Raw genomic sequence first — 15,619 nt, forward strand, 5'->3', positions numbered from 1 at the left:
CGACGGCGAAAGGGTCCGCAGTGATCAGAGTCTCTAGCCATTCCAGGCCCCAGCGGACTTGAGCGGCGGCGTAACCGCTTCCCCGAATGCCGGACTCATCCAGCACGCTGCGGACCCTGCGCGGACAGCAAAGGCCGCCCAACCCGCTCCTCGCAGGTCAGACGGCCTTCGCCGGACGTCTTAGACGTTGGGAACCGGAACGTTCATGGCACCCTCTACTTCCCAGTGCTCCCAAGGGTTTCTGCCCCTCAAAGGGGCGCAGGGTCAGCACCAAGTCAGCACCGTGTCGATCAGTCAGCACGTCACGCCGCCAGCGTCTTCGCCGGAGCCGACGCCTGACGGGGAACGGACGGGCGCAGCGCCTCCTGCATGACGTCCCGGCAGCGGTCCCACGCCTCCGGCACGAGGTGCCCGTACGTGTCAACGGTCGTCTTGATGTTGCGGTGGCCGAGCCAGCGGCTCGCCTCGTGGATCGGGACACCGTTCGCCAGCGCCGTCGAGGCGAAGAAGTGCCGCAGGGAATGCGGGGTGTACTTCGGCTTCCCGTCCGGCGTCTCCACACCGGCCGCCTTCAGCGCCTTGCGCCAGTGGTAGCCGTACGTCGACGCAGTGGGCATCTTGCCCTTGCCGCGCTCACGAGGGGCAAACAGCACCTCCAGGCCGTCCAGCTCAACCGTCCCCCAGCGCTTCAAGTGCAGCCCGATCTCCTGATCGAGAAAGGTCGGCGTAGGTACGTCTCGAAACTCCTCCGCCGTACGGTGCTTAAGCGGCACGAAGCGCGTGACGCAGTCACCCTGGTTCGCCTTCGCGCTGATCTGGCGTCGCAGCCGGAGGAAACCGTCCCGCTGACAGTCGGCCGAGAAACCGAGAGCCTCACTGATACGCAGGCCCGCGCCCGCCTGGAGCCACACGGTGAGCCGGTACTGCTCGGACATGGCCGCTGCGATGGCGTACACCTCGGCCAGTGTCGGGATCTCGTCGGGATCGACCGCAGCGCCCGCCGCCTTGAGCGGCGACACCTCGTCGCACGGACTGTCGGGTATCCGGCGCTCCTTCACGGCCGCCGTCATCATGCTGCGCAGGATGTTCAGGCGGTCGTTGACCGTCGCGGCTGTCAACCCACGGCCGACCATCGAGGCATGGAGCTTCTTCACGTCCGCGACGGTCAGGCCGGCGAGGGTGCGGGAGCCCAGCTCCGGTATCAGGTAGTTGGAGAGGAAGCCCTGGTAGTTGCGCCGCGTGGACTCGTTCACCTGGTGCTGCTCCAGCCACTCCTCGGCCCACTTGCGCAGCGAGATCTGGCCGAGCTGGGGGTCGATGTAGACACCCTGCCGCTTGTCGTTCTCCGCCTTGACGCCGAAGCTCTCGGCTTCCTTCTTCGTGGGGAACGACCTCTCCCGCTGCCGCGCACTCCTCCCTCCCGGCTCCCGGTAGCGGACCGTCCACCGGTGCCCGCACCGGGTCTTGTTCCGGCAGTCACACTTCTTCAGTACCTGCGCCACTCTTCATCCCCCTGAGTATCTGTACGGCCTTGTCCGTGAGCTGTCCGCCCGCTTTCCCTTCGACCTTCGTCAGGAACCCCCTCTGCCGGGCGGCGCGCAGGTGCCCCTTCACGGTGGCCGGGTTCAAGCCGAAGCCCACCGCCAGGCGCTGAGCCGGGGCACGCTCCCCCGCATCCACGAAGTGCACGTAGAGGGCAGACAGCACCGCCAGGCGCTCGTCCGTGAGACCGCTCGGGAGAGAAGCCAGCCGCTTGCCAAGCTGGCGGATATCCATGTCAGCAGGCTTCTCAAGGGACCGCATCGCGGCGAAGTCCCGACTCGGCGTCGTATTGATCCGCCGGAGAACGGTGCTGGAGATACCCCGCGCGACCTCCTGCGGATCAGCGTCGTCCGCAGGAACCACATGGACCTCACGCGGCCCTACCGATCCGCCGGTGCCCTCGGGCCAGTACATAGTCACCACCCATGCACCCGTGCGCTTGATGACGGTCACACCATTCCGCGGTTCGGGCCCTGGTGGCTGAGGTGTCGAGTTCATATCCGAACCGTAGGCAGGCGCCACAGCCTCGTCAAGTCCGGATGTGACAGATCCGGACTTGACCACGCCGAACCTGCGCGCTCAAGATGTGCGGGTCCGCCCATGCATCGACAGGAGCTCGCCTTTGCACCACCACCGCCTCATGACCGTTGACGAGCTGGCCGAGTACCTGGGCAAGAAGCCCGCGTGGATCTACAACAACCACCGGATGCTCGGCATCCCGTCCCGGAAGGTCGGCGGCAGCCTGCGCTTCCGACTGTCAGAGGTTGACCGCTGGATCGATCGGGAGTGCCCGGTCTCGGCCTGACGGGGCCTCCCCATTCCCCACTGACCGAAAGGAGGTCACATGATCCCGTCGCTCGGCGGGAGGACGTCGGCGCACCTGCTCGCCGTACAAGGAAGGACGGCCACCCATCATGGGAGTCATCAAGGACAAGGGACTCCAGCTCCACCAGATCGAGCGCGTCCCGTACGAGGAAGCGTTCCTCATCGGTGATCTCCTCACCACCCGGATCACCATCCTGTCCGGAGAACCCAAAGCCGGTAAAACCCTGCTCGCTGTAGGCATGAGCACCGCCCTACTCAACGGCGATCCGACGTTCCTCGGGCTCCCCGTACACAAGAAGCTCGACCACATCGTCTTCGGCATCACCGACGACGGTGCGCCGGCCGAACTGAAGGAGCGCATGGACGGCGCCGTTCCCTACGACTCCGTGACTGTCTTCCCTTTCTCCGACACCGGAGACCCGTGGTATTGGGCAGGCATCTACGAGGACCTCGCCCGCATCAAACCCGGACTTTTCGTCCTGGACAGCGTCATCGGAGCACTCGCCCCCGGCGAGGACATCGCGTCATCCGTAACCGCTCAGCGCCTCGTCAACAGTCTTCGACCGATCAGTGACCTCGGCATCCCGACGCTCCTCGTCACCCACACCCCCAAGGGGACTGGAGAGGGGATGAGCGTCGCATCCTCCCCGATCGGGGGGCGCGCCATGGGAGCTGCCGCCCGTGGCCTCATCGCCCTGCGCAACTCCGGCAAGCATGGGCGGCGGCTCCAGACCGCCAGCAACCGAGCCACCGAAGAACTCGACATCCCCGTCACCGTGCGCCGCGCCTCGGCAGAGAAAGAGATCCCCATCTGGGAGCGGATCGAGCCCGGCCTGAAGGCCGTCAGCCAGCCCAAGGCGGACCCGTGGGACGAAGTCCTCATCGCACGCCTCCTCGAAGAACAGCCGCAAGAGACAACCATCAAGGCCCTTGCGAACAAGTACGCGCAGGATGCAGGCAGGAAGCCGGAGACCCTTCGCCCGAAGCTCAGCGCCGCCCTCGCTCACGTTGGCGGCAGGTGGGTCCGCCGGACTGCCGAAGCGGCGTAAGCCGTGGTGGTGGTGACGCTGCTCCCTTATGGAAATGCTCACCACCACCAGCTACCTCGCTCCGCTCGGCAAGCCTCGCTCCTCCCCCTACTTACGTAAGTACGCCAGCTCTCTGGACGCTGGCGGCCTGCGGCCGACCAGAACACGGTCCACTGGAGAACTGGAAAGACGGGATCCTGAAAGTGATGGCCCCCCTCAAAAGGGGGCCATCTACAGGGGCAAGACGGCTTACGCGCTGACGAACAGCGGCGAAGCCGGAAGCCTGTGCAGCGGCGAAGAAGGTCAGCCAGGATGCGGCCAAGGCCGCTCTTCAGGAAGACGGCTTGCCCGGCCTGACTTCCCCTTACGTACCAACCTCTTCGCCGCTGCCTTCCTCGGGGCCGCGGGGCCCCCTCTCGTCAGGAGCTGTCCAGGCTCACATCCTGCCCTGACGCCGTTGACCTTCCCCGTCGCCGCCGCATACGACCGTCGGCCCAGTCCGGGCCTCACGGGGTGATGGCAGCTCCAATCGATCCGCTGTCCCCAGTCCTCGCCACCGGCACCGTACCGTCACTGACCAGGTCCACGACCGCATCGGCGTGTTCCCTGATCAGATAGTCCATGGCGTGCTCAGTCGACGACTGGTACTCAAGCTGCTCGCTGTAGAAGCGAAGTCGCTCCTGAGCATCCTCGATGATCTCGCCCCAGGTGCGCACCCAGATTCGGTACGTGGGCTGCGTGACGGCGCATCCGGGCATCCGGTCCGGCTGGTGGGCGAGCTGGCGTAGGCCGTCTTCCATGGCATTGCCGACGAGCCAGAAGTCCCAGGTCACCGTGGGGTCCCGGAACCTGTCGTCGTTCATGACCGCCTGCGCGTAGCTGTTGATCTGTGAGAACTCGGTCATACCCAAGATGACACTCGACCTCTTGAGCTCCACCACGAGATGGTGACGTTCCCCCTTCCGCTGCCGGGCAGCACGGGACAGCATCAGATCGACGATCCCCCGGCTCCCGTCCTCCCTCAGGACAGGGGCGGGTGCCGGCGCGTCCCGGCCGAGAAGCCGACCGTGCTGTCTCAGCACCTCGTTCAGACTGCGGTCGCTGACGTGCAGTCCGTACTCCTCGCCGAAGATCCAGCACTCGTTCTCCAGAATCCGGTGCAGCTCGGTGCGCTCCTTGACCCGCCCTTTGGCCACGGGCTCGAAGACGAGGTGCTCCAGAGCTGACAGGAAGTCGAGACGTCCGGTCGTCGCTGTCGATGCCTTGATCAGGGCAGACAGCGGCGTACGGTCAAGGAGACGGCTGAGTTCCGTCTGCTCCTGCTTGGAGAGCGCGAAGAGTTCCTCGGCGATGCGCAGCACTTCACCCGGCTCGTGAGTCAGGACAGAGCGCAGAAGCGCGAAGGACACCTTCTGGGCTCTCTTGCTCGCCGGCAGGTGCCGGACGACCGCGGTCGCCACGGCGTCGAAGGTCTCGCGCTCCGCACGCTCCTGGTCGTTGGCGGGCTCGCCCGTGTACGGGTAGAAACCTTCCGCACGCCACTGGTCGACAAGCTCACGACGACGTTCGTCGGCGCGGGAACGGAAGTGCTCACGCATACGCTCCCGGGCTTCGGCCAACACCTCGGCAGCGGGCCCCTCCGGTGCCCAGTCGGCGAAGGCGAGGTCGCCGACCGAATCGTCCTCGAACCCCGACCAGGACAGGTACGCGGTGAAGTGGAAGCCGGGAGCCTGGATCTCCGGCTTCAGCTGCGCCAAGGACATACCTCGGCCGTCACACAGAATCAGAGCCCGGGAATACGGACGCGACCATTCGATGATCTTCAGCTGGGCCGACGGGTGAGAGCTGCCCGGCGGGGCCGCCACCTCGTACGTATCGACGTGCACCTGCTCCGACGCCGGGTCAAGGCGTGTCCCGTCGTAGGTGATGCAGATGTCCGGGTAGGCCTCCAGATGGAGCGCGAAGGCGGCGGTGAGCGCGGTACGGGCGGCGTCCTCGGTCAGCTTCTGGAGGTCCTCCCCGCCGAACGCCTCGAAGACCGTCCCCGTCGCGTCGGTCGTCGGCTCGGGATCGCTGACGTCAAACTCGTCCATGGAGCCGCGGTCGGACTCGATGACCACACGCCGGCAGATCCCCTGCATCCTGCTCACGCTGGTCCAGCGCACCTCGCTGCCGAGCGCGAAGGCCCAGACTCGGCCCCGCCCGTTCTTCCCGTGTAGCACGCGCTTTTTAACCTCGCTGACCTGCGTGCGCTTCTTCCAGGACGTACCGATCTGCTCGAAATAGTCGCTGCACTTCTCCGCCGCAATACCAGTGCCGTCGTCGATCACGGCTACTCGATCGACTCCGTCGAAGTCGTTCCGCTCAAGCACGACGGTGACGTTTTCGGCGTCCGCGTCGAGTGAGTTCCAGATCAGCTCCTCGATGGCTCCGACAGGATGGCGCAGGCGGGCCAGTTCCTCGACGTGCCCCCGCCCTACGGTCAACCGAAGCTTCGCCACGAGGTCCGTACCTTTCACGTCAGCGTCATCTCTTAGGGCCTACGGCGAGGGAGGCGGAATGCTTCCCACGTCACTGTCATTAACTCGGATACCTGATGAACGTCACTCGCTGTTCTCGGGCGCCGGACGTGCGTCCACGATCGGCTCGGCCGCCAGCGCGGCACGTCACGTCACGTCCATAGCTCGTCAGCGAGCGGTGCCGCGTCCAAATCGTTGCGACGACTGCGCCAGTCCGGCAGGAAGCTGTCCATCAGCCGGGCAAAGCGCGGGCCGTGCCCGCGTTCGAGGAAGTGGGTCATCTCGTGGACGATGACGTACTCAAGGGAGTTCGGGTGTTTCTTGGCCAGCTCAGAGTTGAACCACAGGCGGCCGGTCTCCTGGTTGCACGAGCCCCATTTGGTCTTCATCCGGCGGATGCCCCACCAGGGCACTGAGACGCCCAGCTTCGCCTCCCACTGCTCGATGAGCGGGGGGATGGCGCGTCGGAGCTGCTCTCGGCACCACTGGTCGAGCAGGTCTCGGCGGCGCTGCTCGTCGGTGTCAGGAAGCGCGTACAGGACGAGTCGGTCTCCGTCGATCTCCACATGCGGGCGTCCGGGGCGTTCGACGACCTTCAGGCGTCGCCTCACGCCCCAGATGTAGTGGGACTCTCCGCCGACCATCTCCCGTACGGACTGCCGTCGAGCCGATCTCAGCTCGTCCTGTTGCCTCCTGATCCATGGCAGCCGCTGGATGACGGCCAGCCTGACCTGGTCGTCATCCATCCGCTGGGGTGCCGCCACCCGGACACGTCCCCCCGGCGGATAGACACCGATGTGCAGGTTCTTGATGTCCTTGAAGTCCACCTGGACATCGATGCCGAGGACGGTAATCCGGGTGCTAGTGGTACTCATGCCTTGCTTTCACCAATTCGAAGAGCTCGTCGAGCCGGTCGAAGCCGTCGGGCAGCGCACGCTTGACCGCGATGCGCAGCTTTCGTTCCTTGAGCGGGCTCCCTGCCCAGTCGTGGGGCTTGTTGTGCAGCACGGCGAGGTCGACCTGAACAGCAAGCTGCTCATCGTCGGGGAAGAAGTCACATAGCGCTCTGCGTGCACCGTTGTCCGCCCACTTCGGGTACCGTGCGGCATCGCCCGCGTTCTTCCCGCCGAGTTCCGCCGCCGCCTCCAATAGCTTGGCGAGGTACTCCTCGTACTCGATGGCTCCGTTGCGGCGCTCCTCGATTATGGCGTCGAGCAGCTGAGACATCTCGTCGAAGTACTTCGGGTTTGTCGCATGCTCCTCGACGATCACCTTGCGCATGTTGTTGGTGATGGTCGCGGCAACGGCATCGGGGTTGCTCTTGATGCCGGTCGGTAGTTTGTCGACGGCTCCGGCGCCCAGCTCAACGATGAGCTGGATGAGTCCGGTGTCCTCGAAGTCGGACACGGTCCTGGACGCGTCTGCCTGGATGTAGGTGTCCAGGAGAAAGCGCATGCCTGCCTCGTACTGCTTGAAGTCGACTTCCTCGCCTGCGCCGAGCTTCACTTCGGCCCGGGCGTCGACGTAGTGGCGGACCTCCTTGCGGATGTCCTCGATCTCCTCCGCCGAGTACTTGGCGTCCTCCATGTCGTTCGCCAGGTTGGCGAAGGCTCGCGTCACCGCTGCGACGGCCTTGTACAGCTTGACGCGCTTGGGTTCATTGGCCTTGAGCTGTGCGGCGTTGCCCTGCTCAGCGGCGCAGAAGTACTGCTGGTACTGGAGCGTGTTCCGGGGTGGCGCGACCGGCTCGCACAGCGCGCGGATTTGTTCCAGGGCCTCGTCGAGGTCCTTTCGCCCCTTGTCGATACGGTTGCTCAGCAGGCCCTCGACGTCCTGCCGCTCGTAACCGTCGAACATCCCGGACGTGTAGTCGGTGATGGCACCTTGGAGGGAGTTGAACAGGTCTCGGTAGTCGACGATGTAGCCGTACTGCTTGTCGTCACCGTCGAGTCGGTTGACGCGGCAGATGGCCTGGAACAACCCGTGGTCCCGCATCTTCTTGTCGATGTAGAGGTACGTGGCGCTCGGCGCGTCGAAGCCGGTCAGAAGTTTATCGACGACGATGAGGAGGCGCATGCGGCCGGGCTCCTCTACGAACTGCCGCTTGACCTCCTTCTCGAACTCCTTGACCTTCGTCATCGCCACGTCTTCAGGTTCGTTGAAGTGGGCAGCCAACATCTTCCGGTAGATCTCGTACTTCCGGAGGTTTTCCGTGTGGCCGGCACCGGAGTCCTCCTTGGAGATGTCTCCAGGACTCGGCTTATAGCTGGTGACAATGGCGCACTTGCCGTCGAATCCCGCCTTGGAGAACAGCTCGTAGAACTTGCATGCCTGGTAGACGCTGTCACCGACCAGCATGGCGTTTCCACGGCCGTCTTTCAGACGGTCCTTGGTCTCCATGTCCATCAGGATGTCCTGGACGATCTGCATTGCCCGGGGCTCAGAGGAGACGACCTTCTGCATCGTCCCCCAGCGCTTCTTCAGCTCCGCCTTGGACAGGTCTGTCATGCCCTTGGTCTTGGCCGCGAACCACTTGTCGACGTGCGCGGCAGAGGTGAGCCGCTGGTCGATCGCGCGTGCCTCATAGCTGAGATCAAGTACGACGCCGTCCTTGATGGCCTCGTCGAACCTGTACTCGTGGATGAAAGTACCAAAGGTCTCCATGCTCGTGGCCTTGTCCACCTTGAGCAGGGGCGTTCCCGTGAAGCCAATGAACATCGCACCGGGCAGCAGGCTCTTCATTGCGGCATGCATCTTGCCAGACTGGGTGCGGTGGGCCTCGTCGATGAAGACGAACAAGTTGCCCTTGGCCTTGAAGTCCTTCGGGACGTTAGCCTTGAGCTCCTCGATGAACTCGTCCTGCGCCTTCTCGTCGTCCCCCTTGCCCGCAGAGCTGCGGAACTTGTGCACGAGGGAGCAGATAAGCCACTCGGTGGACTTGTTCAGGGTGTCTAGGAGATCCGCGCCAGTCTTGGTGCGGTAGATCTTCTCGTTGACGCCGTTGAAGACCTTCTCGATCTGCTCATCCAACTCTTCGCGGTCGGTGATGAGGAGGACGCGTGGGTCTTTCTGGTTCTCACGGATCCACTTCGCCAGCCACACCATCGTGAGCGACTTGCCCGACCCCTGGGTGTGCCAGATGATGCCGCCCTCGCGACGGCTGATGCGTTCCTGCGCCTTCTTCACACCAAAGTACTGGTTGTGACGGCACGCCTTGCGGACGCCGGAGTCGAATACGGTGAAGTCGTGGATCAACTCCAAGAGCCGCCCCTTGCCGCAGAGTTGGAGCAGGGAGCGGTCCAGCGGACCCTCGGCAGCAGACCTCTCCTCCTCTTCCTCCTCCCTCCACTCCAGCCAGTACTTCTCAGGGGTGTCGATGACTCCGTAGCGCAGCCCTTCGACGTCATTTCCGGCGAGCACGAGTTGAACCGTGGAGAAGAACGGCCGGATGAAATCGGGCCGCTGATTTCCGATGGTCTGCCGAATGCCCTCGCTCACAGCCACCCGCGAGCGTTTGAGTTCCAAAGTCACCAGGGCGAGGCCGTTGACGTAGAGCACGATGTCTGGCCGCTTTGTTTGCCGCCCGACGATCGTCACCTCCTCGACGACGACGAAGTCGTTGGCCTGCGGGTCGCTCCAGTCGATGAGCCAGACGGTCTCGTACCGCTCGCCGGCTCCCGACTTGACCTTGACCCCGTAGCGCAGCAACTCATAGACGGCGCGGTTCGCCTCGTACAGGTCACGACCGCCGCCGAGCGCGGCAGCCTTCGCCAGCTGGTCGATCGCCTTACTGACGAGAGTGTCGTCATAGCCACGGCCGCGCAGGTTTAATTCCAGCAGCTCGACCTCGATGTTCGAGTTACCCGTGCGGTATTCCCAGCTGCCGGGGTAGCGGTACCCCAATTGCTCCTTAAAAAGCTGGACAACGCGCTTCTGCGCCTCGCGCTCCACTTGCCCGACATCGCTCATGTTTCGATTCCCTTAGCAAGAAGGCGGACACGGCCAGTCAAGAGCTGCTGCAGCATGCCCTGTTTGACGTCTCGCGCCTTGACTAGACGGTCACGAAGAAGGTCAATCGCGCAATCTACAGCGCGCACTGTATCGGCAATTTTGTCTTGCTCATGAGGCGGTGGCGTGGGCACTTCGAGGGCCAAGAGTTTATCTTTGGGAATATTCTTCATGCTACCGCTGGTTCCTGTAGCAAGCCCACGCACCGCGGATGACCCAAATTCCGAGCTCAGATAGTAGCCAAGCCAGCGCATATTTACTTGCTGACCCTTGCCTCGTTTGGGACGGGCCAGCCAAAGCCGATCAGGGAGGTACAAGTTGGCGCAGTCGCGCTCAACATACCCAACTTCGCCAACCAGATTCGGCGTGTTCATTCGACTGATAATCAGGCTTCCCGCTACAGGGTTACAACGCACCCGATCGACGTCCTGGGAAATTACCGGCTTGGCTTCGGTTGGATCGAACCGCCCACCGTTAACAGCCGATGTCTTCAGCACAGCAATTCCATGAGCAGCCTGTTCAGACGATCGAACGCTGATCCCTGCTTCCAGTCCATCAATAAGGCCAGACAGGCGGGAACGAGGCCAGACGGAGAGGCTAGCCTCGTCAGCCAAAAGCTTCTGCAGCAAGCCTTGCTTAATCGCCAACTTTTTGGCGATCATCCGCTCCAATGCAGCGATCAGATCGTCTACGTCTCTAAGTGCCGCAGAAATCCGATGCTGCTCCGATACGGGTGGCAGCGGTAGCTCAATGCTCCGAACAATCGCTCCGCTGAGGTTAGGTTGGCCGCCCTGAGTGTATCGATCAATGATCTGATCACGGTTCGCCCTGAGCCACTGGTACAGAAACTCAGCGGCGATGCGTCGTGGGACCATGGCAAGCACTGCCTGGTTGATAGCGCCGCCAACATAGGTCAGTGCAGGAACCCCAGCAGTCGCTCCGTAAAGTGCAATCAATGGAGTTCCCGGATCGACAAGCTTTGCCGAAGACCTCTCCAGCCCGAGGCGGGTGATGCGACCCTTGACAGACAAGATGCGACCTTTATTCAAGTCCGCCGACACAATCCATGGGATATCACCGCCGTAGTAATCCAGACGCGCAGTTGACGGCGTGCCACCACTGTAAGTAAGACAGACCGATCCGATCGTCGCCGTACCCCATGAATTCACTGAACCCCCATCTCAGCCAAGTTCGCAGCAATCTTAGCTTCGAGCTTCTCAAGCTCGGCATCGAGAGATCCAACTGTCTCTGCGTAGCGTCCGCCGAGCTGTTGGATACGCGAGACGAGTGCAACCGTGGATGCGTTGATCTCGCCGGTGACGCGGTCACGGATTACGGCTGCCCACTTGTCGTCCAATACGAGCGTCCGCACGTCTCGCTCAGTGAGGTCGCCATACTTCTTCAGCGTTGCGAGGTTGAGTGCAGCTTCCGCTTCTTTGAATTCCTTCTTGGCCACCGCCTCCGCGTTGTAGAGCTTGATCAGATGCGACAGAACAGCCACCTCGTCTGCATCCGCACCCTCGTGTCGCGCCTTTTTCAGACGGGCCGAAGCGAGTGCCTTGTTGATCTTTTCGCCGTCCATCGCTTCCGCCAGGAGCCCGCCCTCAACGGCGTGCTCCTCGACGTACTCCTCGACCAGGCGACTCGCTTCCTCCGATACCGACATGAGCTCATCGACCTCAGCGCGTTCCTTGGCGAAGTAGCGCTCAACGATCAGATTCGGCGGGAGGAGGTCCATCTTGTACTTCTCGGCGCTGCGGCCCGTACCCACCACGAGATCGGGAGTCTCGGAGAGCTTTCGGTCCTTGTCCACCACGATCTTGCGGGGCTTGGCGGCTTCGAGCCAGCCGTCGTTCATGACCATGAAGACGTCATCGTGCATGGCGTCGTGCCAGTACGTCATGAGCTGCTCGTAGACGTCGTACTCGTCCAGCAGAGGTACTGGCTTGAAACGGGCCAGCAGGTCGTCACCGAGGGCGGCGATGAGGCCATTCGGCCGAGTGGTTTCGTCGATCTCTTCGAGTTTCTTGCGATGGGCGGCGAACCACTCAGTAATGATCTCCCGAGCCTCTTGGGTGAACTTCTGGAACTCGGGGGAATCAAGGACCGCCTGCTGAACCTTGCTGACATCGATGGTGAGGTCGCTATAGCCAGGCCGGTTCGGCTGGAACAGCTGATCTCGCAGCTTCGGGAAGGCATCCCAGTAGCCGTTGAGCGCGTCGAGATCGCGGTCCGGGATGCCGCCGTGCAGGTGTGCGTGAAGGTCCTGGATGTCCTCGGGTTCGGAGGAGTCGATGTAGCGGGGGATGTTGAGGTTGTAGTCGTTCTTCGGGTCAGCGATCTCCGACAGCAGGACCATGCGCGAGTAGCAGTCGATCGTGGTCTGCTTCGTGAAGACGTCGACGATCTTGTGAATGTCCTGGCTGCGGAGGCGGTTCTTGTTGCCGTCCTTGATGAAGCCCTTGGACGCATCGATCATGAAGACGCCGGTGCGGCCAGCGGCGTTCTCCTTGTCGAGCACGATGATGCAGGCGGGGATGCCGGTCCCGTAGAAGAGGTTCGAGGGGAGGCCGATGATGCCCTTGATGAACCCCTGCTTCAGCAGGCGCTGGCGGATGTCGGCTTCGGCGTTACCGCGGAAGAGCACTCCGTGCGGGAGGATGACCGCCGCCTTGCCCGTGCTCTTGAGCGACTTGAGGATGTGCAGGAGGAAGGCGTAGTCGCCGTTCTTCTCCGGCGGCCGACCGTACTCAAAACGGCCGTACTCCAGCTCCAGACCGTTACTCCAGGACTTGAGCGAAAACGGCGGGTTGGCCACCGCGAAGTCGAAGGTCTGGAGCACGTTCCCGCTGGTGAACTGAGGGCTGGTGATTGTGTCGCCCTTGAGGATCACGTGTTCCGCCGCATACCCGTGCAGGATCATGTTCATCTTGGACAGTGCCCAGGTGGCGTTGTCCTTCTCCTGGCCGTAGATCGAGATGCCGCGTGAGGTCTCGTCTGCGACCTTCAGGAGGAGTGAGCCGGAGCCGCAGGTGGGGTCGTAGACCGTCTGGTCCTGGCGGGTGTCCTTGGTGATGCCGACTACCTTGGCCAGCACGCGGGATACCTCGGCGGGGGTATAGAACTGGCCCTTACTCTTGCCGGACTCCGTGGCGAAGTGGCGCATCAGGTACTCGTAAGCGTCACCGAGGAGGTCGTCGCCCTCGGCTCGGGAGCCTCTGAAGTCGAGGTCGCTGAAGATCGTGACCAGCTTGGACAGCCGGTCCTGGATCTCTTTGCCCTTGCCGAGCTTCTCCTCGTCGTTGAAGTCGGCGAGGTCGATGACGTTACGCAGGTCGTTCGCTTCGGCCAGCCGACTGATGATCTTGTTGAAGCGGTCGCCGATCTCCTTGTCGCCCTTGGCGGCGACCATGTCGTCGAAGGAACCGCCGGGCGGTACGTCGATGAGACTGTCGGGGTCGGCCTTGGCCTTGTCGGAGACGTACTTCACGAAGAGCAGCGTGAGGATGTAGTCCTTGTACTGGCCGGCGTCCATCCCGCCGCGCAGCTCGTCGCAGCTCTTCCAGAGCGAGCTGTAGAGGTCTGTTTTCTTGAGGGCCAAGGCTCTTCTTCCCGGTATGTCATGGCGGTCGCGCGAGCCGCCAACCCTGATGCCTGCGGCGTGACGCACGTCGCGCGGCCGTTCCCAACCGCCGATGCGTGTTCCACGCAAGCGGCAGCCGAGTCCACGCAGGAAGCGTAGTAGAGAGAGCGGCCGAGCTGACCTGTATGGGAAGAGAGGCACCTCGCGGCCGACGCCAAGCAGAGCTGTCCGGCGGGCGGGCCACAGAACGAGGACGGCAATCCGCTGCGGCGGCCAGAGGATGCACCTTCGCGAAGACTCGAAGACGTACGAGCGCCACGGAACCTGATCGGGCGATGTCGGGTGATTGCCTGACAGGCGAGGGACGGGTCCGGTAGATCTGTGCCCGTGACTGACTCCACGCCCAGCGACCCCATCCTCGATGACGGCGAGCCCACCTCTTTCGCCAAGGCGAAGGGCTGGGTCAGCAAGCACAAGCCGAAGATCCTCGCCGTGGCCGGCACGGTCGGCAGCGCGGCTCTGGCCGTCGCCGTCCTGGCCGCTAGGCATGCCGAGGAACAGAACATCACCGAGGAGTCCCAGGACACCGGGTCGGCCGCCGACTCTGCAGAGGAGAAGGAGCAGCGGAACCCGCCCACCAAGCACAACGTTGCCCCGCACAAGAGACGGCTCGCAGACGGCCGCGAGATCGACGTGTCGGGTTACGAGCGGGGCGGCTCCTCGGAAGACGAGGACGAGGACCCCGGCGAAGTCGCGGCCTGAGCCCTTCTCATTCCTGTGCAGTGCCGACGGATGCCCTGCAGAACGGTTGGATCGCCGCTGACCTGCGCCTTCTATCGCCGCCGGAGGGAGCGCCACAGCTGCCCCGTCGCCCCTGGAACCGTGGCAGAACCCGAGCTGCTAAGACGCGGCGGCCGACGACGGGCCCCTTCGGGGGTCGTACCCCCACCCCCGCTCGCACCTCTGGCTCTTCACGCCGCCCGCCACCGTCCGTACGATCCGCGCATGATCAAGCTGACGTGGGCCCTGGTGGCCGAGCACGTGGACGAGTGGACCGGGGACGACGCGGCGCAGGGCGCGGCCGTACTCGAAGCCAGGGTGGGGGCCTCGGTCGAGGCGAGCAGCATGAAGCCGGAGGCCGTGCAGCATTGGCGTACGGACTTCCTGACCCCCGTGGTCACGTCGCTGCGCACGGAAGGCGCGGCAGCACTCGCCAGGGGAGAAACATGGAGCCGGGCGGCCGGGCCGTTCATGGCCTGCGCATCCCCGCTCAGCTGAACACAGCCCGACTCGTGAGCCAGGCAGGCTGACCGGCTCGCCGAGTGGCGCGGAGCCTTGGAGTCGCGATGAAGCTCAGGGCTCCAGCTGTGCGCCTTGCGGCGCGTTCCTCCTTCTCCCGCAGCATCGCCTGGTAGGCCGCCTCCACCTGTTCCGTCGGGAAGCCGAACCTGTTGAGCACCCACCAGGCACCCTCGGCCGTCGGATCCGGGGCATTGGCCAGCTGTTGTTCGATCCACTCCTCCTTGGTCATCGTCTTCTTCGGCTCGGAACGCTTCGCCATGGGTTTCGTCCTGTTCAATCTCATACGGAGGCCCGCGTCTGTGTCGCGTGCTGGGGCCGTCGGCGTCGCCTCCAGCGCGTCTGACGGCAACTGAAGCAAGGGACGCTCGGGTCGCCGTCACCCCGCCCGCACCACCAGAGCGAACGACGTGCACACCCGCCTGAATCCCTCGTGGTCGGTGCGTCCCGTGTGCCCCATGCACTCGATGTCCACGGCCGCCCCGTCCTCGGAAGGCGTCGCCGACCAGTCGCAGCGGAGGCACTCGGCCTCGAACGTCACGTCGGTGTCTGGGTGCTGGGTAATCCGATGCGTGACGTACCGCAGCACAGCGCGGGGCATTACTCGCCCCCGTGCGCGTCCCGCAGGTGTGCGCGCAGGGTCACGTTCATGTCGGACACCTTGGAGTAGTCCCAGACCGACCCGGCGTTGGCCCGTTGTACCGCGAGGCCGAGGCAGTCCCGGCAGCCCGGGACGGGTTCCGGCCGTGCCGGCGGTAGGGAAGAAGCCACCGGCTCCGGCAGCGTCGACGATTCTCCGTGCATCTCGTATGCCT

13 protein-coding genes are annotated in these 15,619 nt (G+C 63.8%); 4 read left to right on the top strand and 9 right to left on the bottom strand.

Going from position 1 to position 15,619, the window contains the following annotated elements; translation table 11 throughout:
* Positions 1-302 precede the first annotated feature (302 nt).
* Both SL103_RS36565 and SL103_RS30395 read right to left on the bottom strand, forming a co-directional pair.
* Positions 303-1,502: a tyrosine-type recombinase/integrase gene (locus tag SL103_RS36565; RefSeq protein WP_079146053.1), complete on the bottom strand. Its 1,200-nt coding sequence runs from the start codon at positions 1,500-1,502 to the stop codon at positions 303-305.
* Positions 1,477-1,995 (bottom strand): hypothetical protein, encoded by a 519-nt coding sequence (locus SL103_RS30395; RefSeq protein ID WP_079146054.1) that lies wholly within the window; start codon positions 1,993-1,995, stop codon positions 1,477-1,479. Before SL103_RS30395 ends, SL103_RS36565 begins: the two co-directional genes overlap by 26 nt.
* Before the next feature lie 187 nt (positions 1,996-2,182).
* On the opposite strand from SL103_RS30395, the gene SL103_RS30400 reads away from it, so the two are divergent.
* Both SL103_RS30400 and SL103_RS30405 read left to right on the top strand, forming a co-directional pair.
* Positions 2,183-2,347, top strand: a complete 165-nt coding sequence (locus SL103_RS30400; RefSeq protein ID WP_079146323.1) for a helix-turn-helix domain-containing protein — start codon at positions 2,183-2,185, stop codon at positions 2,345-2,347.
* Positions 2,348-2,456: 109 nt separating this feature from the next.
* Positions 2,457-3,416, top strand: coding sequence for an AAA family ATPase (locus SL103_RS30405; RefSeq protein WP_069572170.1), 960 nt, complete (start codon positions 2,457-2,459; stop codon positions 3,414-3,416).
* A 485-nt stretch (positions 3,417-3,901) separates the two neighbouring features.
* Here SL103_RS30405 and SL103_RS30410 read toward each other — a convergent pair whose 3' ends face one another.
* The 5 genes from SL103_RS30410 to SL103_RS30425 all read right to left on the bottom strand — a co-directional run bounded on the left by SL103_RS30410 (position 3,902) and on the right by SL103_RS30425 (position 13,523).
* Positions 3,902-5,896: an ATP-binding protein gene (locus SL103_RS30410; RefSeq protein ID WP_069574248.1), complete on the bottom strand. Its 1,995-nt coding sequence runs from the start codon at positions 5,894-5,896 to the stop codon at positions 3,902-3,904.
* 170 nt (positions 5,897-6,066) lie between these two features.
* Positions 6,067-6,789 carry a M48 family metallopeptidase gene (locus SL103_RS30415; RefSeq protein WP_069572171.1) on the bottom strand — a complete coding sequence of 241 codons (723 nt, stop codon included), beginning with the start codon at positions 6,787-6,789 and terminating at the stop codon, positions 6,067-6,069.
* A complete protein-coding gene (locus SL103_RS30420; protein WP_069572172.1) occupies positions 6,776-9,883 on the bottom strand; it encodes a type I restriction endonuclease subunit R in 3,108 nt (1,035 codons plus the stop codon). The genes SL103_RS30415 and SL103_RS30420 overlap by 14 nt, the downstream gene beginning before the upstream one ends.
* Complete coding sequence (locus SL103_RS36570) at positions 9,880-11,091, bottom strand: restriction endonuclease subunit S (RefSeq protein WP_079146055.1); 1,212 nt, start codon at positions 11,089-11,091, stop codon at positions 9,880-9,882. Before SL103_RS36570 ends, SL103_RS30420 begins: the two co-directional genes overlap by 4 nt.
* Positions 11,088-13,523, bottom strand: a complete 2,436-nt coding sequence (locus tag SL103_RS30425) for a type I restriction-modification system subunit M (RefSeq protein ID WP_208869997.1) — start codon at positions 13,521-13,523, stop codon at positions 11,088-11,090. Before SL103_RS30425 ends, SL103_RS36570 begins: the two co-directional genes overlap by 4 nt.
* A gap of 369 nt (positions 13,524-13,892) precedes the next feature.
* Here SL103_RS30425 and SL103_RS38105 point away from each other — a divergent pair, with 369 nt between their 5' ends.
* Both SL103_RS38105 and SL103_RS30435 read left to right on the top strand, forming a co-directional pair.
* Positions 13,893-14,267 (top strand): hypothetical protein, encoded by a 375-nt coding sequence (locus SL103_RS38105; RefSeq protein ID WP_069572173.1) that lies wholly within the window; start codon positions 13,893-13,895, stop codon positions 14,265-14,267.
* A 243-nt stretch (positions 14,268-14,510) separates the two neighbouring features.
* Positions 14,511-14,783 carry a hypothetical protein gene (locus SL103_RS30435; RefSeq protein ID WP_069572174.1) on the top strand — a complete coding sequence of 91 codons (273 nt, stop codon included), beginning with the start codon at positions 14,511-14,513 and terminating at the stop codon, positions 14,781-14,783.
* Here the strand turns inward: SL103_RS30435 and SL103_RS30440 are convergent.
* Both SL103_RS30440 and SL103_RS30450 read right to left on the bottom strand, forming a co-directional pair.
* Entirely contained in the window at positions 14,776-15,066 is a 291-nt protein-coding gene (locus SL103_RS30440; protein WP_069572175.1) for a hypothetical protein, read from the bottom strand. The two genes, SL103_RS30435 and SL103_RS30440, sit on opposite strands and share 8 nt — an antisense overlap.
* Before the next feature lie 338 nt (positions 15,067-15,404).
* Positions 15,405-15,608 (bottom strand): hypothetical protein, encoded by a 204-nt coding sequence (locus tag SL103_RS30450; protein ID WP_069572177.1) that lies wholly within the window; start codon positions 15,606-15,608, stop codon positions 15,405-15,407.
* Positions 15,609-15,619 lie beyond the last annotated feature (11 nt).

Source organism: Streptomyces lydicus (assembly GCF_001729485.1).
GTDB classification, from domain to species: Bacteria; Actinomycetota; Actinomycetes; order Streptomycetales; family Streptomycetaceae; genus Streptomyces; species Streptomyces lydicus_D.

Excerpts from the sequence above, each read along its gene's own strand:
- SL103_RS30435 (WP_069572174.1), top strand. The coding sequence starts at position 14,511 with ATGATCAAGCTGACGTGGGCCCTGGTGGCCGAGCACGTGGACGAGTGG.
- SL103_RS30450 (WP_069572177.1), bottom strand. The coding sequence starts at position 15,608 with ATGCACGGAGAATCGTCGACGCTGCCGGAGCCGGTGGCTTCTTCCCTA.
- SL103_RS30415 (WP_069572171.1), bottom strand. The coding sequence starts at position 6,789 with ATGAGTACCACTAGCACCCGGATTACCGTCCTCGGCATCGATGTCCAG.
- SL103_RS30405 (WP_069572170.1), top strand. The coding sequence starts at position 2,457 with ATGGGAGTCATCAAGGACAAGGGACTCCAGCTCCACCAGATCGAGCGC.
- SL103_RS30400 (WP_079146323.1), top strand. The coding sequence starts at position 2,183 with ATGACCGTTGACGAGCTGGCCGAGTACCTGGGCAAGAAGCCCGCGTGG.
- SL103_RS30420 (WP_069572172.1), bottom strand. The coding sequence starts at position 9,883 with ATGAGCGATGTCGGGCAAGTGGAGCGCGAGGCGCAGAAGCGCGTTGTC.
- SL103_RS30440 (WP_069572175.1), bottom strand. The coding sequence starts at position 15,066 with ATGGCGAAGCGTTCCGAGCCGAAGAAGACGATGACCAAGGAGGAGTGG.